Annotated in this window: 18 protein-coding genes and 2 pseudogenes; 10 read left to right on the top strand and 10 right to left on the bottom strand. The window is 44.6% G+C overall.

Annotated features, from left to right (window positions below; genetic code table 11):
* Positions 1-270 precede the first annotated feature (270 nt).
* Entirely contained in the window at positions 271-3,150 is a 2,880-nt protein-coding gene (locus NIT79A3_RS17855; RefSeq protein WP_013965611.1) for a glycosyl hydrolase-related protein, read from the bottom strand.
* A gap of 32 nt (positions 3,151-3,182) precedes the next feature.
* Here NIT79A3_RS17855 and NIT79A3_RS18700 point away from each other — a divergent pair, with 32 nt between their 5' ends.
* Positions 3,183-3,341, top strand: a complete 159-nt coding sequence (locus NIT79A3_RS18700; protein ID WP_013965610.1) for a hypothetical protein — start codon at positions 3,183-3,185, stop codon at positions 3,339-3,341.
* 32 nt (positions 3,342-3,373) lie between these two features.
* Here NIT79A3_RS18700 and NIT79A3_RS07480 read toward each other — a convergent pair whose 3' ends face one another.
* From NIT79A3_RS07480 to NIT79A3_RS18695, 3 genes and pseudogenes are all read right to left on the bottom strand, one after another.
* Positions 3,374-4,792, bottom strand: coding sequence for a saccharopine dehydrogenase C-terminal domain-containing protein (locus NIT79A3_RS07480; protein WP_013965609.1), 1,419 nt, complete (start codon positions 4,790-4,792; stop codon positions 3,374-3,376).
* 10 nt (positions 4,793-4,802) lie between these two features.
* A complete protein-coding gene (locus NIT79A3_RS07475) occupies positions 4,803-6,116 on the bottom strand; it encodes an FAD-binding oxidoreductase (protein ID WP_013965608.1) in 1,314 nt (437 codons plus the stop codon).
* 334 nt (positions 6,117-6,450) lie between these two features.
* Positions 6,451-6,719: pseudogene (locus NIT79A3_RS18695) on the bottom strand (IS4 family transposase); the annotation flags it as partial.
* A gap of 202 nt (positions 6,720-6,921) precedes the next feature.
* Here NIT79A3_RS18695 and NIT79A3_RS07465 point away from each other — a divergent pair.
* Positions 6,922-8,556: a cation-transporting P-type ATPase gene (locus tag NIT79A3_RS07465; protein WP_049785353.1), complete on the top strand. Its 1,635-nt coding sequence runs from the start codon at positions 6,922-6,924 to the stop codon at positions 8,554-8,556.
* On the top strand, positions 8,474-8,899 hold the full coding sequence (locus NIT79A3_RS19420) for an HAD-IC family P-type ATPase (RefSeq protein ID WP_348225744.1): 426 nt from the start codon (positions 8,474-8,476) through the stop codon (positions 8,897-8,899). Before NIT79A3_RS07465 ends, NIT79A3_RS19420 begins: the two co-directional genes overlap by 83 nt.
* 88 nt (positions 8,900-8,987) lie before the next feature.
* Here NIT79A3_RS19420 and NIT79A3_RS07460 read toward each other — a convergent pair whose 3' ends face one another.
* The gene (locus NIT79A3_RS07460; RefSeq protein WP_348225763.1) at positions 8,988-9,947 is read right to left on the bottom strand and encodes a transposase; all 960 of its coding nucleotides are present in this window, start codon (positions 9,945-9,947) and stop codon (positions 8,988-8,990) included.
* 48 nt (positions 9,948-9,995) lie between these two features.
* Positions 9,996-10,292: a transposase gene (locus tag NIT79A3_RS19415; protein ID WP_348225608.1), complete on the bottom strand. Its 297-nt coding sequence runs from the start codon at positions 10,290-10,292 to the stop codon at positions 9,996-9,998.
* Positions 10,293-10,427: 135 nt separating this feature from the next.
* Here NIT79A3_RS19415 and NIT79A3_RS07455 point away from each other — a divergent pair, with 135 nt between their 5' ends.
* Together NIT79A3_RS07455 and hflX are read left to right on the top strand one after the other, a co-directional pair.
* Positions 10,428-11,039 (top strand): cation-translocating P-type ATPase C-terminal domain-containing protein, encoded by a 612-nt coding sequence (locus NIT79A3_RS07455; protein WP_041360235.1) that lies wholly within the window; start codon positions 10,428-10,430, stop codon positions 11,037-11,039.
* Between the two features lie 252 nt (positions 11,040-11,291).
* Entirely contained in the window at positions 11,292-12,644 is a 1,353-nt protein-coding gene (hflX, locus tag NIT79A3_RS07450) for a GTPase HflX (RefSeq protein ID WP_013965606.1), read from the top strand.
* Between the two features lie 235 nt (positions 12,645-12,879).
* On the opposite strand, the gene NIT79A3_RS07445 is transcribed toward hflX, so the two are convergent.
* Both NIT79A3_RS07445 and tmpT read right to left on the bottom strand, forming a co-directional pair.
* On the bottom strand, positions 12,880-13,683 hold the full coding sequence (locus tag NIT79A3_RS07445) for a sulfite exporter TauE/SafE family protein (protein ID WP_013965605.1): 804 nt from the start codon (positions 13,681-13,683) through the stop codon (positions 12,880-12,882).
* Positions 13,684-13,689: 6 nt separating this feature from the next.
* The gene (gene tmpT, locus NIT79A3_RS07440) at positions 13,690-14,340 is read right to left on the bottom strand and encodes a thiopurine S-methyltransferase (protein WP_013965604.1); all 651 of its coding nucleotides are present in this window, start codon (positions 14,338-14,340) and stop codon (positions 13,690-13,692) included.
* A gap of 138 nt (positions 14,341-14,478) precedes the next feature.
* Here tmpT and NIT79A3_RS07435 point away from each other — a divergent pair, with 138 nt between their 5' ends.
* The 5 genes from NIT79A3_RS07435 to NIT79A3_RS07410 all read left to right on the top strand — a co-directional run bounded on the left by NIT79A3_RS07435 (position 14,479) and on the right by NIT79A3_RS07410 (position 20,290).
* Positions 14,479-14,919, top strand: a complete 441-nt coding sequence (locus NIT79A3_RS07435) for a helix-turn-helix domain-containing protein (RefSeq protein WP_013965603.1) — start codon at positions 14,479-14,481, stop codon at positions 14,917-14,919.
* 289 nt (positions 14,920-15,208) lie between these two features.
* Positions 15,209-15,331, top strand: a complete 123-nt coding sequence (locus NIT79A3_RS19410) for a hypothetical protein (protein ID WP_348225743.1) — start codon at positions 15,209-15,211, stop codon at positions 15,329-15,331.
* Between the two features lie 224 nt (positions 15,332-15,555).
* Positions 15,556-16,032, top strand: a complete 477-nt coding sequence (locus NIT79A3_RS07425; RefSeq protein ID WP_013965601.1) for a hypothetical protein — start codon at positions 15,556-15,558, stop codon at positions 16,030-16,032.
* A gap of 1,268 nt (positions 16,033-17,300) precedes the next feature.
* Positions 17,301-17,483: an AlpA family transcriptional regulator gene (locus tag NIT79A3_RS07415; protein ID WP_013965599.1), complete on the top strand. Its 183-nt coding sequence runs from the start codon at positions 17,301-17,303 to the stop codon at positions 17,481-17,483.
* A 194-nt stretch (positions 17,484-17,677) separates the two neighbouring features.
* A complete protein-coding gene (locus NIT79A3_RS07410; protein WP_013965598.1) occupies positions 17,678-20,290 on the top strand; it encodes a primase-helicase family protein in 2,613 nt (870 codons plus the stop codon).
* Between the two features lie 292 nt (positions 20,291-20,582).
* Here the strand turns inward: NIT79A3_RS07410 and NIT79A3_RS19405 are convergent.
* Both NIT79A3_RS19405 and NIT79A3_RS07400 read right to left on the bottom strand, forming a co-directional pair.
* Positions 20,583-20,708: pseudogene (locus NIT79A3_RS19405) on the bottom strand (PEP-CTERM sorting domain-containing protein); the annotation flags it as partial.
* A 191-nt stretch (positions 20,709-20,899) separates the two neighbouring features.
* Positions 20,900-21,343 carry a hypothetical protein gene (locus NIT79A3_RS07400; RefSeq protein ID WP_013965596.1) on the bottom strand — a complete coding sequence of 148 codons (444 nt, stop codon included), beginning with the start codon at positions 21,341-21,343 and terminating at the stop codon, positions 20,900-20,902.
* Between the last annotated feature and the right edge of the window lie 149 nt (positions 21,344-21,492).

The raw sequence follows: 21,492 nt of genomic DNA, 5'->3' as shown, positions 1-21,492 counted from the left end.
GCGAAAAAGCGCAGTTTATGCTTAATAAATGAACATTTTGAGTTTGTTTTTAACACTGTAGCGGCAACGCAGATAGTTTTCCAACGGGCCTGTTAAAGTTACTTGCAAAGCATAAAATCAGGTAATTCTAGATCCTTCTGTGGTTTTTATGTTCAATCTTTATGGGTTTAAAAATTTCTACAACAATTGATTAATGCAGATCAGCTGTTTCCTATTTTTATTCACATGGAACGGGGATCAATACTCGTCGCTTTATTTGATGAACAAAGACTACAGCTTCTCAAACATTACCGTAGCTATTTCATGTCTCCGCACAGTGATTTTTACCTCTCCGCTTCGCTCAATTTTAAGTGGATTGATTATTTGCTCAGCCAAATTCACTCGTTCAGCTTTATTGAATTTTTTCCATGGTTTGATGACAATTTCAATATCTTTGTCGCAAATGTTATATCCGCGCACGAGCCAGCCGTTGCCGTTATCTGTCTCTTTTACCGCACTGAGTAAAAAAGAGGGGTTGTCTATATCGACAAAGGATCCTGAAGAAGAAAACATTCCACTATGCACGTCTGTTGAAATAGCGCGTAATGGCGAATCAAAGCTCCATGCTTGCAGAAAATTTTTCTGACCCAAAATAATTGAATAATAAAAATCCCACTCACCAGGCATTTGCGCCTTTGGCGTTTCGAGATATGGACCCGCGTGTCCATTGCGTGTGGACAAATCATCACGTGAAAGCCAACCGACGCAACGCAGCAGAGTGATGGCAATTTCATGGCAAGATGTCACTTCCACTTCAGGCAAACCACGGTTGGCAGTGATCATATCAGCAACAGCTGTAAACACACGTTGGTGCGTTTCTGGACGGGGCTCTTCCACCCATGTTGAATCATGAAAAGGAACTCCAATTTTTCGTCTGACAATCTCAAAGTGACCATCATATTTGGCAAACTCAATATTTTCTGCAGCGAAAGGAAAATGAACCCGTAAGCGATGGTCCCGGGCATGATTCTCCACCCGCGTATGAATATCTATACGCGGGACTCCGTTGGTAAGCGTGATGGTGGTCGTAATAGGAAGTTCCACCATCTCATTTGACCGTGCTCTCCTATCCATGCTTAAACCTGAAGGAACATTCAACACAAGAGAGACAATCATAGCTTGCTGAACAGACCCGCGCACGATTCTCACATCGCGTAAAACGGATTGATTTTGTGTGCTGTCCACTGCCGGCGGGGAGAAATTGTATTCGTCGCCACAGTCCCCGCTATCAACAAAACGGTTCAAACCGTGATATATCCTTTCCGTTGTTTTGTCAGTAACAGTAAACGTTCGATCATTTGATTTTAGCTCAACGGCAAAGAGCATGTTTTCAATCACATACGGCGGGCGGAGTTTTGGGTTGGAATAGCATGCGATGAGTTTCCGCAAAATAGGTAAAGAAGCCAGCGGTGCAAGCAGATGCATAGCGGGTGAGATCTTGATAGCGGAAGGATCGTTTTTCTTTGCACGAATGTGGAAAGTCTTCCACCCCAAGGCTGGGACATCGCTCGCCACGAAGATGATATTAGCGGATTCAGGTGAACGGGCATGGATATGGAAAGTTTCTATGCTGAAATCATTGATATACTCCTGAAGCGCCTTCACACTTTCATTCCATACATCCACTTTTGGGAGGTCGTTCTCCGCAACAATAGCATCGACGAGTACGATCGAACCATCTCGCTCAAGACGAATGTCCTGCACGGCCAAGTTACCGACGCGTCCTTCATGCACCATTCCGAGCAAACTGCTCAGCTTCTCGCGCTGCACACAAACATTGGTCAAATCAGTTGTCTTTCCACTGGAAGATTGATGCTGCATGATATTCCCCGCTTCGTCAACGATTTCGAAGCTGGAAATGTTTGCTGGCAGGATAATGCTTGCACTGACTACGTCGGTACGGGGAAAAGAGAGCGGATTAAAAACTATGATAGATGATAGATTAGATCTATTGGGTAATGGCGCATGGTCAGTTTTTATTACTAACGCCAGCGCTTCAAGACTTTGTTGGGTAATCTCTTCTCCTATTTGCTCCACTTGATCGAAGCGCACTTTCATCTCTTCGTGAACCTGGTCAATGGAACAGCCACAGATCGAGTCGTGAGGATGACATTCCATCAGCAGCTGCCATGCTTGACGAACAATGAACGCTGGTTTGTTATCTGTCGAAACTAATGAAGCGAATAAACTAAACGGCTCTGCCCATTTCTCCAGTAAATTCTCACAGGCGTGATTGCGTTGTTTAATCCACATCCGCGTGGACAAAACACCTGGCAATAAATGGGAGCGTTTGGAGGAACGCAATTCACCGACAACTATAGAGATTTCTGATTCTCGCTCTGTGATTTCAGCCTGAACTGCTTGGAGATAGGCAGGTAATGTCGAATGAATGACGCAGTATTCATTGAGATTTTTATTCGCGGCTTGAATGGCTTTAGTTATTCCGTTCGGTGGCGCCATGTGATCCGTGCCGTACATAACCAGAAAATGCGATGAAATAGAATGGGGCACAAGTGAATCTGCGGCTTTTTTAATTTGTTCAGTGAACTGCGCGTGATTATCTGCGTTAAGACCTGCACCGTTGCTGTAAGAGTCGCGGAGGTACATCAGCAGCACACGCGAGCCGTCCGGGGACTGCCACCAAAACTCGGCAGGTTGATCATCCAACCCACGCCAGAGACAAGCGTTATCAATCCCAAACCCGCGCAAGATTTGTGGCATCTGTCCAATGTGGCCGAAAGAATCAGGCATGTAACCGATCATCATTTTCTGACCGAACTTACGCGCCTCGCGATCACCCGCCAGCAGATTACGAATATGCGCTTCGGGACTAACGAGAAACATATCGGGCAAAATGTGCCAGGGGCCGATCAATATGCGCCCATTGCGGACGTGATCCTTTATGGTATCTTCTGCTTCAGGCCGCATGATCAGGTAATCACCAAGCATTATCGTCTGCCCATCAAGCATGAAGTGTTTGTAATTGTGATCCTCGGCAAGAATGTCAAGGAGGCCATCCACAAGATGAACGAGTCTCAAGCGAAACTGCTGAAAAGTAAGATACCATTCGCGGTCCCAGTGGGTATGGCAGATGACATGAATCGTTTTCATTTAAACCCCTGCTGTATGCGGAAAGGGAATTTATGAATCACATAAATTGGCAAATCGGCAATAAAGCTTTTTTTGGAGCAGAGCCACTGATTATCTGGGATATTATAGCCAATTGGCTGCCTAGAATTTTGTTGAAGCCCAGTCTGCATTTTTGCGATGAACTTGTGCTCGGCAAACCATTCAAGGCGTAGCGAAATTAGGTCTGATGGGAGTTTATATCTGCTCACCTCACACGCATATTCCTGAACTGCCACGGATCATCCTTATCCAGCTCCTCACTGAAAAGCTGGCTTCTGCCGCGCAATGGAGTCCAGTCTCCATAGACCCCTACAACCTCACCCAGGTATGGTTTGGCAATCTCCAGTACGAGCGCATGATCGAAATCGTCTGGCTCCACCACGCCAGCCTCAGGATTGCGTAGCGCCCATACCATGCCAGCCAGCACCCCGGCGGCCACCTGCATGCTGGTGGCGTTGTTATAGGGCGCCAATCGTCGTGCCTGCTCAATGGAGAGGCGGGAGCCATACCAGTAAACACCCTTGGCACCTCCCATCAGTAACACTCCCAGCTCATCCATGCCCGCGATGATCTCATCGCGGATGATTCGCTTGTTGTGCTGCGGCTGCCAGTGCTTTCCTGCCATTTCGTGTATGGAGAGGACAGCATCATCGCAAGGGTGGTAAGCATAATTGACAGTTGGCCGGTAGACCACTACACCGTTTTCTTTGAGAGTAAGATGATCGGTGATGGAGATGGATTCGCCGTGTGTGATTAGGAAACCGTGGTATGGGCCTTCGAGAGGTGTCCAACTGCGTACGCGGGTAGATGCGCCGGGGCGGTTGAGGTAGATGGCGGCATCACAGCCGGATCCGTGGCGGGCGCCATCTTCTGGCCAATGCTGCTCATGAGTACCCCAGCCCATCTCCGAAGGCTGGAGCCCTTCGGAGATGAAAGCATCCACCGACCAGGTATTAACGAATTCGTCGCGCTGCTTGCGTCTAGCCGTAGCCTGAGTATCGCGTTCGGCGATATGGATCACCTTGATGCCGAGGTGGCATGCCAAACTGGCCCAATCCTCATGGCAAGCCGGTTTTTTTACTGCGATGCTACTATCCGCAGCGATATCAAGTAGTGCTTGCTTGACAAAGATCGAGGCAAGACCAGGATTGGCGCCTTGAGTCACGACCGCTGTTGGACCTAGCCCGTTGGCACGTCCATATGCCAAGATTTCTTCACGTAACGCGTAATTCGTGCGTTGCGACACTGGTTTCGAACTGTCGATGTAACCGCCGGGCCACGGTTCGATACAGGTGTCCAGGTAGAGCGCATTACGCTGACGGCACAACTCGATCAGCGCCAGACTGGAGATATCGACAGACAGATTGAGCAGGAAATCGCCCTTATTTAAAAAGGGCTCAAGCACCGAGATATAGTTTTGTCTGGTTAGCGTGTGCTGCAAGAATGTAACGCCAAATTCGCGTGCGATGGCCACACCACTCTGATCTGCGGCAATGATTTTGGCTTGTTGCGGAAGAATCTCAAGATGCCGAAACAGCAGCGGCAGGACGGCCTGGCCGATACCGCCAAAACCCACCATCACCAGGTTGCCAGGAAAATGTGCATGTTTGATTACTGATTTCATCTGTTGTCTCTCAAAATAGATCCCGCAACCGGTAATAGAGCATCCCCAGCATCAACGCCGGAGTACGTAGCAATCCCCCCCCGGGAAAGGAACGGTGCTTGATACGCGACAGCAGATCGAAGCGCTCCGCCTCTCCGGCAATGGTCTCAGCCACCAGTTTACCTGCCATGCCTGACAGCGCCAGGCCATGACCGGAAAACCCTTGCAGGTAATATATGTTATTGCCCAACCGCCCAAAATCTGGCGCCTGATTCATGGTGATATCGACAAAGCCGCCCCACGCATACGGCACCCGCAGATCTGCCACCTGCGGGAAAACTGCCAGCATGCGCTGCCGCATCCATCCCGCCAGATTGGTTGGCGTCACAGTGCTGTAGCTTTCACCGCCGCCAAACAGCAGCCGATTATCGGCCGTTACGCGGAAATAATCGAGCACCAGATTAGTGTCAAATGCTGCTGCCCGCAGACGGATCAGTGCATCTGCGCGTTCTTTGTCCATCGGCTCGGTGGTGATGATGTAGGTGCCGACCGGCATAATGCGCGATGCGAGTTCTGGCGCAATGCTTTTGCCATATTCTCCAAGATAGACATTGCCAGCCAGCACTACGAAGCGGCAGGTAACCTTGCCCTGCTCTGTCTTGACAAACGGCTTGTCACCACGTTGGATATGGATGGCTGCTGAATTTTCGAAAATCTGCACAGCGGCAGTGCGCGCCGCAGTTACTAGGCCAAGGCAATATTTCAAGGGATGGAGGTGGCCCGATTGGGGGTCAAAGGCGGCTGCATGGAAACGTTTACTGGCGATCCAATTACCTATCTCGGCAGCACCAATAGATTGCAGCGGATAGTCGTAAGCATGCGCCAGATGCTTGACCCACGCCTCCAGTGCCCGTGCTTTTTTTGGATTGACAGCCAGGGTTAGGTGGCCGGCTGTGTACTCGCACTCAATGGCATACTTGTCAATGCGCATGCGCAGCAACTGCAGGGCCTCAACCGATATATCCCAAGCGCGGCGCGCATTCTCAACGGACATTTGTGCCTCAATCGCTTCCTGGCCAGTGAAGCCAAAACCGGCCAGCGCCTGACCGCCATTTCTACCGGATGCCCCCCAACCCACACGTTGCGCCTCCAGCAATACGACCGAATAACCGCGTTCTGCCAGCTCCAGAGCGGCCGATAAGCCAGCATAACCGCCACCTACCACGCACACATCTGCCGTAATACTCCCCGCTAGCGGCAGAGCGGCAGGCAGCCTCATTACAGATGCTTCGTAGTAGGAATTACTAGTCAACTCATCTTCCAATTTTGATTTTCCCCAGCTCATGACAATCGAAAATTCCCAAACGATTTATCTTTTGCATGGTTATCCTGCGCATGCAGTAATTTGACAAGGGGCGGAACCAAATGCATGTTCGAAAATAACATTACAATCCTTCCGATCGAGTGCAATCATGGCCACATTTGCCAGAATATTCACACCCTCAACAGTCTGGTTACGAAAAGTATAATGGAACAAGATTTGTTTTGCCGATATCAAGAATCGCATGAAAGAATAATTTATGGCTTTACTATGTTTAAAGCCAACTTAGATAATGAATCATCCTCTTAAATAGAGATGGCCACTTAACTTTATTAGCAAATACTTAACATCAGTAGTGTTAGGAGATTTTACTGAATAGATTCAGCTGGTTATTAATATGCAACAGGGCTACTTGCGCCCGATATTTTTAATCAACTGATCGACAGGTGTTTTCTCGAAAAGAGTCAGGCTCAAAATCTGTAGAATTGTATAAAGCGAGTCTACGGTATTGAGCCTCTTTTTCAAGATGGCGGCCAAGACATAAACAGTGATGACAAGCCATATCTGTGTCTCGACTGCGTTCTCAGTGGTTCCGTAGAACTGCTTGATACGTAACTGGCTACGCACTGACGAAACGTGCGCAAAGGAAGGTGCTCCATTAATTGAGCAAACACCAATTTCCCTGCATGCATAGGCGATCTCTTGACAAAAGTCAGAAGTTTGGCGCAAGTTGAAATCAATTACAGAAAAATATGTCATTTAGTAATTATTGTTCAATGATTTATCATGCGACAATTCTCGAATTCCTGGACACTGCTGATCAAATATCATGAAAATCCATCAACTGACTGAAGACCAAGCTTATGCCAGTTTACGAAGTGGCGCCATTGGATTGTCTGAGAAGGAAGCACTGAGACGATTGCAGGAATACGGCCCGAACCGCGTGGAGGAAATTGGTAAGAAACGCTTTCTGCCAAGCTTTATTAAAGAGTTTACGCATTTCTTTGCATTAATTTTATGGCTGGCTGCGCTATTGGCTTTTATTGCAGACTGGCATAAACCTGGTGAAGGAATGGCCACACTGGGCTATGCTGTTGTTGGGGTAATTATAATCAATGGCATTTTTTCATTCTGGCAAGAATACCGGGCGCAAAAAGCCGTAGCTGCATTACGCAATCTGCTCCCTCGTCAAACCAAGGTCATGCGGGATGGAAACATTCGGCAAATTGCTGCCGATGAACTCGTGCCAGGAGATATTATCCTGTTGAGCGATGGCGACATCGTACCGGCGGATTGCCGCCTGTTGATTGCTTTTGGTGTTCGTGTCAATAACGCCACGATTACTGGAGAATCACTGTCTAAAGCACGCACGACAGAGCGTTCCATGGAACAAGACGTGCAAAACAGCGCAAATGTGTTGCTGGCTGGCACCTTTATGGTATCGGGCGAAGCCAGGGCATTGGTTTATGCAACCGGCATGCATAGCGAATTTGGCAAGATTGCCCATTTGACCCAGGTGACAGACGCTGCATTATCTCCACTGCAACTCGAAATCGTGCGATTGAGCCGATTTATTGCAATACTATCGGTATTCATTGGCGTGGTGTTTTTCCTGATTGGATTGTGGATAGGCTTGCCTTTCTGGACGAATTTTATTTTTGCAATTGGCATTATCGTTGCCAATGTGCCTGAAGGATTATTGCCGACCGTGACGCTGTCTTTGGCCATGGCTACTCAACGTATGGCTAAGAAAAACGCTTTGGTGCGCCATCTCTCTGCTGTGGAAACACTCGGCTCTACCACAGTCATTTGCACCGATAAGACAGGCACGCTGACTCAGAACAGAATGCAAGTAAAACAACTGTTTATGTCAGGGAAGTTTTGCTTGTCGTCCGATAAAGCGCAACTGCATCAGCATCCGTTATTGGATGTGGCAATGTATTGCCACACGCTAAAACGGACAAACAAAGAAGGTAAACAAATTCTGCTGGGCGATGCAATGGAAATTGCCTTAGTGGAATTAGCCCAGATGACTATCGCAGTCAATCCGGATTTCATACAGATTGCTGAGATCCCATTTGATACCGACCGCAAACGCCTATCGCTGTTATTTCAAACGCCTGATGGAAATAAACTGTATTGTAAAGGCGCATTGGAGACTGTTTTGCCGCTTTGTAATTCCATTTATCTGAATCGGCAAACGAACCCTCTGGATGAGAGACAGCGTCAGCTTTTGCTTGAAGCGCAAGAAACGATGGCGGAACAAGGATTGCGTGTGCTTGCATTAGCTTATCGGTGCTGCCCCTCAGGGATTGATACAGAACACCTGGAACAGGAATTGATTCTATGTGGATTAGCAGGCATCGAAGACCCGCCCAGGATTGAAGTTTCTGCCGCGATTGCAAGCTGCCGTTCAGCTGGTATTAAAATCATCATGGTTACCGGTAATCATTTCAGGGAATGATTTGCGGCGCATGTCAGCAATCCAGCTCCAATTAATGCTGGATGCCAAGGAAATTATTTTTGCCCGCGTCGGTGCTGATCAAAAAATGTTGATTGTGCAAGCACTGAAGAAAAAGGGCGAAGTGGTTGCTGTCACGGGTGATGGTGTTAATGATGCGCCGGCATTAAAAGCTGCAGATATCGGCATCAGTATGGGGATTTCCGGAACCGATGTAGCCAAGGAAGCAGCCGATATCATTCTACTGGATGATAACTTTGCCAATATTGTTGCAGCGATTGAGGAAGGACGGGCGGTTTTCGAAAATATCCGTAAGTTCATGACCTATATACTTAGTCGACCCTGAAAAAGTATCAAACGACAGTTGTTCTGGAAAAGCTGCCCGGGGAAACTCTTGCTTACTAAAATGCATGCCCTGGTAGTTTAAATTTCCATCAAGGAATCCGATAAATTTGCAGTTTCCGCCATGGGAAAAAGAGCCAAAAAATGGCCAGCAGCCATTGTTTCAGATTCCAGGCGGCAGCAGCCATCAGCAGGTTGATGCGATCGCCAATAGCGCCTTTCAGATAGTTCCTCGCCATTCGATAATCCGATTTCAGGTGGCCGATAATGGGTTCAATCGCGGCACGCCTCCTGCACTGTTTTCGCTTCTTGTCTTTCTGGTATCGGGTATCTTTCTTGAGTCCTTTTCCGGGCAAAATGATCTGGGTTCCATTGACTTCACGTTTGCCGCGGTAGCCGCGATCGCATACGGCTTGCTTGGCTGCTTTCCCGCGCGAAATCTCAACATGACGCAAGATCTCTGGTAACGTATTGCTGTCATGCAGATTCTGTTCGTGACTGATTACGCCGACGATCAGATTACCTTTTGCGGTACTGGCGATCGATGCTTGGCTAGCGTACTCATATTGTTTGTGGTCTTTCCCCTTGGCGACACAGTACACTTGCGGTTCGTGCAATGAGTAGATCTTGTTCTTATCGTTTTGCTGTTGCCGTAATACGCGCTCATACAATAGAAAGTCCCGTTGATAGCATTCAAACAGACAGTGCTGCGGTAATTCCCTCCTGAGTTCCCGTATCAATACACCTGCAATGGTTCTGAGCCGCTTTAATGCGCGTTTGGCCTTAGCTCTTTTCTTCACGTGCCGGTAGTACCGAATATCCAGGCGCAGTGACTTCACTTCTTTGACGAAAGTGCGCCGCTGTGAAATGCCGTGGGCGGGGCCAATCTTGTTGAGGCGATTGATAATCTTGATCGCTAGTTTGCTATCTGTCGGGTACGTGATGTTCTTCTCATGCACAGTCGTGTCAACATGAACCACATCTTCCAGCGCCGATTCCCCATGCAAACCAACGCTCATCTGGAAAATCCGCTCTACCCCTTGCGCACCTATGCGCTTGCGAAAATGTACTAGCTCCGTGCTATGGCAAGGCAGCTTCTGCTAGAATTCTTTCATGCCGCAAAAGGCCTGGTAATAAGGATTGCGCTTCCACTGCAATACTATCGATTCGTCACTCAGATTCTCTAACTGCTTCAGTATCAATAACCCAACCATCAGCCGGATCGGCTTACTCGGCGCACCTGCCGCCGTCGTGTAATGGATGGAAAATGATTCCTCAAATTCTTGCCAGGGTATCGCTGATGCAAGCTTCAGCAACAAATCATTGGGATCAAGTTGCATCAACAAATCTGTTCCAAACAAATTCGGTTGATGAATCGTACTGCTATGTCTTAGCATTTTTAATCACCATTTCGACCAGAAAACACTTGGATATTTTAACATTTCCGGTCGTTATGAGCATTAAGAATCAGATCATTCAAGCATAGTATCAAGTGCTTGTGGATATTTCAGGGCTGACTACTTACTTCAAATGTGCCTGAGCTGGTCCCATATCTTGCGTTTGTGCTATTCAAAATCCCGCTGCCGCTAACCATTATCCAAATTCTCGCGGTGGATCTGGGTACGGATATTCTACCCGCGCTCGCACTGGGTGCTGAAGCACCCCATAAAGATGTGATGAAAAAACCGCCACGGGCGCGTAGTGAGCGATTGCTCCATTGGCCATTATTGGGCCGCGCCTATTTGCTTTTAGGTGTGACAGAAGCGATAGCCGCGATGGCGGCATTTTTTTATGTCCTGCATGCGGGAGGCTGGTATTACGGACAAATGTTACCAGCCGATAATCCGCTGTATCTGCAAGCCACTACCGCATGCCTATCGGCGATTATTGTCATGCAAATCATGAATGTCTTCATCTGCCGTCATCCAAGCGAATCTGTTTTTCATTCTGGCTGGTTTGGTAATCGTTTGCTGCTGCTTGGCATCGCGGTGGAAATTATCTTAATTCTACTAATTGTCTATACGCCGCTAGGTAACAGCATGTTTGGCACCGCGCCCATCGAGATCGATGTTTGGCTGTATGCAATTCCATTTTGCCTGGCTATGCTGGTACTAGATGAACTGAGCAAAGCGCGGTTACGGTAATCTGGCAATAATGGAATAGATACCCGCTACCCTAAACGATGTCAAAGTGCCAAAGCTCCACTTAATCCGATAAGAGTATCTTCGAGACTTACAAAACATTATGCACCTTGAAAATCAGCATACCCTACCCATGTTATGGGCAGGAATAAGCTAATACAAAAACTTTTCAGAATTAATGTTAGTTTCTCCTATGAGCCTTTATCGACGATAATGGCTATCTGATTTTACTCACCAAACAAAGGCAATCTGCAAATGCAAAAAGAAACCCAAGAGAAACCCAAGCGCGCGGTCGTGGCGGCTGTCCAACTGCCAAGCGTAACCGACATGGAATTCGAAGCATCGCTGACCGAGTTACGCGAGCTGGCAAAAACACTGGGGTTCGAAGTTGTGCACACGTTCACGCAGAAGCGCTCCAGTTTTGATTTTACGGCCTACTTGGGCACCGGAAAGCGGGAGGAAATACGCCAGTTCGTGAGCAACGAATTTGGGTCTGCCGGATGGCAAGAAACCGGGCAGACTGCTCCACTGGACGCGGACGGTATCGACGTCATCCTGGTCGACCACGAGATTTCACCTTCACAGGCGCGCAATCTTGAAAAAGAGATTGCCTGCGCGGTGATGGACCGCACGATGGTCATCCTCGAAATTTTTCATCGCAACGCACGCTCTCCCGCTGCGCGCGCACAGGTGGAAATCGCGCGCCTCGGCTACATGGCGCCGCGTCTGCGCGAAATGGCAAGACTCGCGGGACCGCAAGGCCGGCAGCGTAGCGGTGTGGGTGGCCGGGGGGCCGGTGAATCGCACACAGAGCTGGACCGGCGTAAGATCCGTGACCGGATCGCTGAACTGCAACTGGAAATCGTCGCGATGGACGCCGAACGCCAGATACAGCGTGCACGACGGCTTGAGCGCCGGGGGATCGCTTGCGTTGCGCTCGTCGGTTACACAAACGCAGGCAAATCCACTTTGATGCGCGCACTCACCGGAAGCGAAGTGCTGGTTGCCAACAAACTTTTCGCTACGCTCGACACCACTGTGCGCACCCTCCACCCCGAGAGCGTACCACGCGTACTCGTTAGCGATACGGTCGGATTCATCAAGAATCTGCCGCACGGACTGGTTGCTTCGTTCAAATCGACGCTCGACGAGGCGCTTGATGCAGCGTTGCTACTGCACGTCATCGATGCGAGTGATCCCGGATTCGAACGCCAGCTTGAGGTCACCGACGAAGTGCTGAATGAAATCGGCGCGCAAGATATCCCGCGCATCCGTATCTTTAATAAGATCGATCATGTCGGAGATGCTGCGGCGCAAACAGAATGCGAAGTTGCGCTCAAGACAAAGTATCCAGCCTGCATGGTCATGAGCGCGCGCCGCCCTGACGAAGTCGCAAAACTACACCAGGCGATCGTTGCGTTCTTCCAGAAAGATCTCATCGAGGACGAACTTTTCCTTCCCTGGTCGGCACAGCAACTACGCGGTGAAATCTACACAAGCTGTAAAGTATTGGAAGAACGGGCTGATGGTGAAGGCGCTTTCTTCCGAGTCCGAGGCGAACCCAACGTGGTGAAAAGCCTGCGCGAACAGTTCGAACAAGTCCGGTGAGATAAGCGTAATCGGATGGGTAAATTGTAAAAATTAGGATTTAATCCTGACTTATTCAAAATTAGAACTAAATAAACCCTAACAGTTGGCACCGTTCAATTTCTCAAGCTGAGAAGCGCTGACAATCATCTTTCTTGCCATTCAACGACTTGTCCGGTGCAATGCCTTGTTATGTGTATTTAGTGCCAATCCTCTCAAAATACCCCCAAAGAATATCCATATTCTTTGGTCAGAATCAAACAAACGAGACCAGCATCTTTATACTCAAAAGCAATGAGATAACGGCGAATATCTTTTTCAAATAAGCTTCTGGCAAACCATGGGAGCAGCGAGCTCCATAGGAAGCCGAAATTGAGCTAGCAATCGATATTGCCAAGAATGCTGGCACATCAATGAATCCAAGAGTATAGGGGTTGCTCAATGTGATAGACCAGCCGCTCATCATGTAGCCGGCAGTACCCGTGATAGCAATCGGAAATCCAATTGCAGCTGAAGTACCAATCGCTCTTTTTATGTTCACATTCTTATAACCCAGGTAGGCAACGGTGAGAAAACCGCCTCCCACTGCAGCAAGTGCTGATACAGATCCGATCCCAATTCCGGCCACAATTAATCCACGAAAGCTTACCGGTTTTGAGCTAGGTTTCGGTTGCCAATTAAGAAACATTTGTCCCGCCACAACTGCCATGAACAACGCAAAAAATATAGCAATGCAGGCTGAGTTAACGCGGGCGGCAGCCTGGGTAGCCAGAAAGCCACCCAGAATAATTCCGGGCGCCATTCCGCCAACAACTTGCCACACGACGGCGCCTTGATAAGCATGTGCGCGAATGCTTGCTGTTGAAGAAATGATCATGCAAGCCAGCGACGTTCCTAATGCCAAGTGAACCGCGTTATCACCGCTTATACCTTGGTAAGTAAAAATGGATGTCAGCAGAGGAACCAGTATTCCACCGCCACCAAGTCCCAGTAAGCCCGCCATAAAACCAACTAAGGCACCCAATACAATGTACAACAGTATCCATTCGATATCCGGCATATAAATCTAACCTATTATTTTGTTTTTTTGGAGCAACCAAGCGGCCTCCGTTGACGCAACTTTCCCTTTCAATCCACCTGCGACATCCTTGCTTCCAACAGACTTCAATTGGTAGGAAGCGCCATAATGTCGCTTTACTTCGTCCTCGTTCACTGAAAACGGCGGGCCATCCATCAGTAATTGATCGTATTCATAAGTGATCAGCAACTGCGGCGCAGTATCGGTTATGTTCATCAGGTGTGACGTATAGTGTTCTCGTATGCAAGCAGGCAGAGCAACCAAAGCAGCGCGATCGTATATCGCGCTTATGGGCCCAAGATATCCAGCAGACACAGCAAAAATATCGCCCGCTAATATATCGATATCTTCAGCACGATAGCGAGCCAATTTCCCAACTTTGGAGATTTCCGGTTCTAAACCAAGTTCTTTAAACAGCTCGTTAATGGCGAGTTCGCTTAGCTCTGCTCCAACAACTCGATAACCGCAGGCAAGCAACCATGCCGCATCACGTGTTTTGCCACACAATGGCAGGAAAATTCGGTTGCCTCTTGTCAGATTTAGTTCTTCAAAATGTTCTATTAAAAACGGATTTACTTCGCTTTCATGAAAACCAATATCCCCTCGCTCCCATTTTTGATGCCAAAAACTTGCTTCCATAGTAGCCCCTTAAATTCTTAAAAGATTAATAACAAGCCATCAACCTTATGGCTCGAGTGTTGTGCTAAGTTGTGTACTGAGCTAGGATAAAAGCTCAAGTCGACTTGAAGTCAAGTATTAATTACAACAGGTGAAATTATGGATATAACTGAGGTCGCAAAGGCATCTGGATTACCAGCCTCAACGTTACGATTTTATGAAGAGAAAGGACTGATCCAGTCAAACGGTCGAAATGGTTTGCGCCGTTTATTCAGCGCCAATGTTATAGAGCGGCTGGCTTTAATATCTTTAGGGCGGAGCGCCGGTTTCTCGCTTGATGAAATTGGTGAAATGTTTACTCCTGAAGGGCCTGATATTAATAGAGCACTGCTTTTAACCAAGGCGGGTGAGTTAGACAGAACAATTGAAGAACTGATTTCTATGCGTGATGGGCTCCGTCACGCAGCGGTCTGCAAAGCACCAAACCATTTTGAATGTCCAAAATTTCTTCGTCTCCTACGCATTGCTGGTAAAAATCGATTTCGGCAACCCAACAAATTGAAAGAAAAAAAGCTTAAGCGCGAAGTGCAGAAAACGTAAGGCAGATGGCTTTAAATCTTGATAGAGACGTATAACGCTCACCATAACCGGCAGTAAAAAGTTGTGCGACAAAGAAATGTCATTATTTGGCGTTGTGATGGCCGATGGCCGACCAATTTATCGAGTCTTCCCTAAAATAGCACCAAACAACTGGTGTTCTGGAAAAGCCACTCGAGAAAATTGTTGCCTACCAGAATGCATACTCCGGTAGTTTAAATTTCTATCAAGGAATCCGGCAAATTTGCAGTTTTCGTCACGGGGAAAGAGCCAAAAAAATGGCCAGCAACCAATGTTTCAGATTCCAGGCGGCAGCGGCCACCAACAGGCTGATGCGATCACCGATGACGCCTTTCAGCAAGCTTCAGAAATGGGATCATTGGGATCAGGCTGGAGTAACAGATCTGTTCGTTGATGAATCGTACCGCTACGTCTTAGCATTTTTAATCACCATTTCGACCCGAAAACACATGAATGTTTTAACATTTCCGGTCGTTATGATCATTAAGAATCAATTCATTCCTAACTAATATCAAGTGCTTGTAGATATCTCAGGGCCGACCAATTATACGATCCCCCTGTTTATTAAATATTAAATATCATATATTACGTTATACGAAGAAAAACAGAGGTAATCAAATGTATAACCTAATAGATAGAATTTTTGCAAGTTTATTGTCTTTAAATGAGGAGGATGAAAGAAAATTTGCTGATAGGAGAAGGGACATTACTCATATAAGCCATATCCTTCACGATATGGTTATTATCGATACCAAAAGTTCTGCACTACTGACTCATGTTTCAGTAATGCTGGCTGTAGTTATTGGCATGTTGTTCACATTAATTGGACCCAATGAAAGCGGGAGTATGTTAGCGTATATGCTGAAAATCGAAATGGTAGCCTATGCGCTAGTAGCAATGGTTCTTCTCAGGTGCCTCGATATTATGGGACCGCCGTTCAGAAAACTCAAAAATGGAATGCAAGAAATAGACGCCCAATATCATCAAGAAATAGTGATCAGAAGGGCGATATATCAATTAATGTCTCGAGTGGTTTTTGTTCTAACTGTTGTGTTGATTTTGATTACATTCCTGAAGATTTTTGGCTTTCAATAAAACATTGCTCGCATAATCACGTAATGTACTCGGACCACAAAACGCGTCGTTCGTTTTAGCCCGTTACACTTTCTTTCCACCAACACGTTGTGACGTTAGACGATTCACACTACCCCGCAGAACCCGAGAAAACCGTTGAGGAACGTATTCAAGATAGCCTATACAAGGCAAAACAAGCGGTAAAGCGCAATTTATGTGTGTTAAATGAGCATTTCTGGCCTGTTTTGGCAACGCAAACAGTTTCCCAGCACCCTGCCAGGCCTTAGCTTCTTGACCCGCGCCGCGTGAGTGCACAATAATAATCACAAGATGCCACCATCGAAATTACTCTATTCCCACTCAATGGGAATTTACTTGCAACATTATGATATTATTATATTTTATTATTGTTTGTAACTAGTTTGTAACATTCATCCATAAGAAAAATTCTTCTAAAAATGAAATATTCAGTTATTGTAATAGTTTACGAAACTATTGACTGATTCCATTGATAACAAATAGTACTTACAACATCAATTCAATTAGTTATTACAAGCAACAAGAAATCTCGTAGAAGCATTGTAACGCTTACTTACATACTAACAAGTAGGTTAGATGTAAAAGCTAACCACAATCAACCCGTGAATATACTTTAATAGCAAAGCAATTACTTTAGAAATTTCATAAGTAACTTGTTATAAATTACTTAATCATTCACTAAGTGATATCTCGAGCCAGCATTATGATAGGTATGACTATCTGTCCAAGAAACTTGATGCCATGAAGAAATGGAACGATTATTTTGTTAAGATCATTAATAAGAACATTTCTGGTCAATGATTTCAATGCCCGACTGTCTTTACTTCTTTATCTTAAAAAAGCGTTCGCTGATCGTACTGATCTACTGTAAAAGTATCTACTCCTAACATTTTTAGATAATTTGCTGCCGATTCAAGCTTTGAAAAGGTACGAAGTCTATTACGTTTCGTATACAAAGTTCCCAGATCTCCACTTAGTTTTAGAGTGACTATCCATTCATTCAAAGAGTTTCGAGTAACAACCACGTCCGTAATCTTATAGTTCTCGATATAGGCGATTTCTAATTTCCTGTTACCGACAGCAATTTCACGTTTGTAAAACACGTTTATTATCTTGTTTTTATTCATATTTGTTAAAACTATCTCTCTGAGATCCCCAAAACGTGCATATTGGGAATATGAGTTTACATAAGTATATATAGGAGTTCAATGAACTCTTAATAAACTTAATAACATCTATAAGGAATCAAAATGAAGTTTGTAAAACTAGAGACCGTGAAATCAATGACTGGTCTATCGAGAAGCTCAATATACCAGCTCATCAATGAAGGAAGGTTTCCCAATCAGGTAAATTTAGGATCGAGATCCGTTGCCTGGGTTGCAAGTGAGATCGAAGATTGGATGAATAACTGCATAGCAAATAGAAGTATCTAAGCCATTAAAAAGAGAGCCAAAAGCTATTTATTTATATTATGAGTTTTGTGAGTGCTTAAGCATAAAAAAACCAGAGACAAGAAAGAACTCTGGCTTGCAAGATGAATATGAATTTTAACCAATTATATTTATATCGAACTGTAAGTCTAGACTCTAAGATCTCTAACTAAAAATATAATTAAAGAGAGCAATAAATGTTTAAAAACAAAGTCATAAAAATAAAAAACATTCAATTCACAGTGTTTGCTGATCTAAATAAAAAAACAGCTAAATCATACGATCTTTCAGAAGATGGGAAGCTCGTTAAAGGCCCCATGAGTAATTTTTGGGAGGGAGCATTTCAAACAGTCGAGTTGCCACCTTCGGATTTGTCAGACTTTATTATGGCACTGCAACCTGGGTATTTTTTAATTCAAGGAGTACATCAATCACTAACCGACGGTTGTTGTCCAGAAGATACTGCTCGATTAAAAGAAACCTTTCCATTTACCAATAATCCCGGATTAATTTGTATCGATACGGATTCGGCCCATAAATTCGGTATTAAATCTGTTGAAGAATTGAATGATGCACTGGAAAAGATCGAGCCGGGTTTAAAAAATATTCTTAAAATAATGTCGACTTCGGCAAGCAGTTACGTTTCTATCAATGGCAAAGAAGGAAATGGCTTACGGGGAATTCATACTTTTATACCCATTGATAGCACCCTCAACAATGAATCCATTTTAAAAACTTTGCATATAAGATCAATAATTGCTGGTTATGCTTATCCGAAGGTTACCAAAGCTGGGACAATTATGATTAATTCTCTAATCGATATAGCGCTTTGCACAAGCAACCAGCCTATATTTGAGGGCGGCGCTATATTAAAAAATGAATCAATAACACAGAAAAGGGTTATTGAATCCTTCGAAGGTGAAGTATTACAAGCGAATTCATTACCTCCATTAACAGAGCAAGAAATTGCTGTTTACGAAAGAATAGGTGAAGAGTTAAAAGCAAAAGTTAAAGTAGAGGCAGCAATAGCTCGTCAGAAATATACATCCGAAACTTCGATAAGAATAACAAGTAGAAACAATAAATTAACCGATGAGAAAGCTCTCGATATTGTGAATCAAGCTATTGATCATAATAGATTGCCAGCAGAATTTATTATACTTCTTGAATCAGGAGAAGAGGTTACTGTTCAGGAAATTCTTGATAATCCAAAGAAATATCATGAGGTTGCCTGTGCTCATCCTTTGGATCAGGAAATTCTAGGTAAATCAATAATCTACTCTAATCAAGAAAAACCACTCATCCATTCGTTCGCTCATGGTGGAGACGTCTTCTTTTTAGGGCCAGATTCAGAAGAAGCGGTTATGGATTGGAGCATAGCGCTTAAAGAATTTGTGCTCGATTTTAATGAAACACATGCACAAGTGATGATTGGGGGGAAACATAGAATAATGAGAACTGTAGCTGCAGAGATCCATCATGAATCAAGAACTTCCTATGAATTCATCAAGCAGGAAGAGCTACGTAAAGTTTATGCCAATGATCAAATCCAAGTTGGAGAAAAGATTATAGGAGAAATGGTAGTACCGATACTAAAGGACAAAATTTCAGCGTGGACAAATCATGAAAACTCAATAACTTACAAAGGAGGAGTTGTTTTTGCACCAGGTAAGCAATTACCGGATGATTATTATAATAGCTGGCAAGGATTTGCAATTGAGCCAATCTCTGGAGCCAATATTGATATCATAAAAAAACATATTGAATTAATAATATGTAAAGGTGATCGTCAATTAATTGAATATTTTTATAATTGGATAGCATACACATTTCAACATCCCGATAAACCAGCTGGATCAGCTTTAGTATTACGAGGTGAAAAGGGATGTGGAAAAGGATCTATTGGTCATTTCCTCAGAAAAATTTGGGGGCAACACGGAATTCACATTAGCAATCCCAAGCACTTGACTGGAAATTTTAATGCTCATTTAGCTGACACATGTTTCTTGTTTGCAGATGAAGCCTTCTATTCGGGTGATAAACAACATGAAGGCGTACTTAAAGCTTTAATAACCGAGCCCACCTTAATCATTGAAAGAAAAGGATTGGATGCCGAGAGTCTTCAAAATTTTTTGAAGATCTTTATGGTGACTAACAATGACTATGCAGTTCCAGCATCCAAAGATGAACGACGTTATTGTGTTTTTGATGTTGCAAGTAACCGGACAGGTGATAAAAAATATTTTGATGAACTGCATGCAGCGTGTGCTAATGAGGCAATTCAATCTGCATTTTTATTTGAAATGTTGAATCGTGATATTACAAATTTTCATACCGGCGCTATTCCTGAAACTCAGGGGTTGAAAGACCAGAGACTAGCTTCCCTAAGTTCAGTAGGAAAATGGTTCGTTGATTCGTTAACTCAGGGTTATTTTGACTTGAAAGAGGATAATAATACTTTGTGGCATAATGAGATGACTTCGGAAAACCTATATTCTAGTTATGTAACTTGGTGTGATTCACAAAGAATTACTTATAGAATGAGTCAGAATTCATTAGGCAGATATTTAACAAAAATTTTTGGCCAAAACAGAAAATTAAAAGGCGATAAACGAGGCTATTTTTTTGGATCGTTGCTGGAAGCGATTTCCAAATTAGAGAAGTATGAGAAAATCGATTTAGGTTTAATGGCTGATGATGACTCGCTGCATTTAGATACATTTGAAGCATCGAATGATGAGAGTATAAGCTCAGAGTTTAACTTTGGCATGATTGATGAGCGAGTTGCCCCATTAAGAGTAGTTCGGTAATTAATTGCTAGACACATTGGACACATCTTTTTATCAGCAAAGAATGTGTCATTTGTAACTTATTGATTTAAGATGTTTAATACGGATAGACACATTAGACACATTTTTTCGATGTTTTCTTTGTAGGGAGTTTTACAAGTACTCCTATCCTTTGTTTATGAGTATGTATTTTTTTCTTCCCCCCAATGAATAAAAATGTGTCTAATGTGTCTGATGTGGCGAAAGCCAATAGACATCAGACTTTCAAAGCAGACACATTATTGTATAAATGGGAGCAATGTGTCCTAAGTGTCTAGACGCTCGTCTGAGTTACACCATAGTTTCTTTTTTTATGGCAGGCCATGAAACCAACCAGACCTAATCCAAAAAGCAGCATGGCATAAGTTTGTGGTTCGGGAACGGCACTAACATTAACGTAATCGTAGCGAGTCGTTGATTCCCAGATTGCACCAAGCCCTATTCCGCCCGTGAGGATAGGGTTGTCATCATGAACATGTCCTATCGGTGTTCCATTGATTGTGAAATCGAAGTTGCCGCCCACTGCCTGAATATCTACTATGTTATCAGTACCATTGAGAATGCCTGGATCTAAATCAAAATGGGCAAGTTCTACACGTTCCCCATCCGAAGATTTTTGAAGAGATACGATGTTTGGGGGAAATCCGGGGTCTGCATTTGGCGTATATATATATATATTTGATAATACGTTCCTTCAGCCCATCCATGCATATCTTGCACCCGAAATGCAATTAAGGCATTGTACCAATCATCGCCACCTCCCAGTGGATTGAAACGGGTCGTAATATGATAATCCGACCAATTGGATCCTTCATGAGTCGTGATAAAACTATCCCTAGTACCAGGAGTAGACCCTTGCAATCTGACCCAGCCATTGTCCATCGTGGCAGAACCTCTTTCAACTTCCCATTCAGAACTCAGATTAGCGTCATTAAAATCATCGCTAAATAGAGTTGCTGCATGAACGGAATTTACTACTGCACAAGTTACCCCGATTAATAAAATTTTGAAAATTTTAACCTCGATATTCTTCATTTTTCATTTCCTTTTATATGCAAGAAAAAAAGATAAGGTAGAGAATTAGATTGTTATATTTAGTTAGCTGTTTTGCTAACTTATTCAATTGCACACATGAATACCCAAACTTTTTGCATTTTTAATTGGATAAATTTAACTTAAAGAAT

The organism is Nitrosomonas sp. Is79A3, from assembly GCF_000219585.1.
Lineage (GTDB): Bacteria > Pseudomonadota > Gammaproteobacteria > Burkholderiales > Nitrosomonadaceae > Nitrosomonas.
This window is presented reverse-complemented; position numbering and strand designations above follow the sequence as displayed.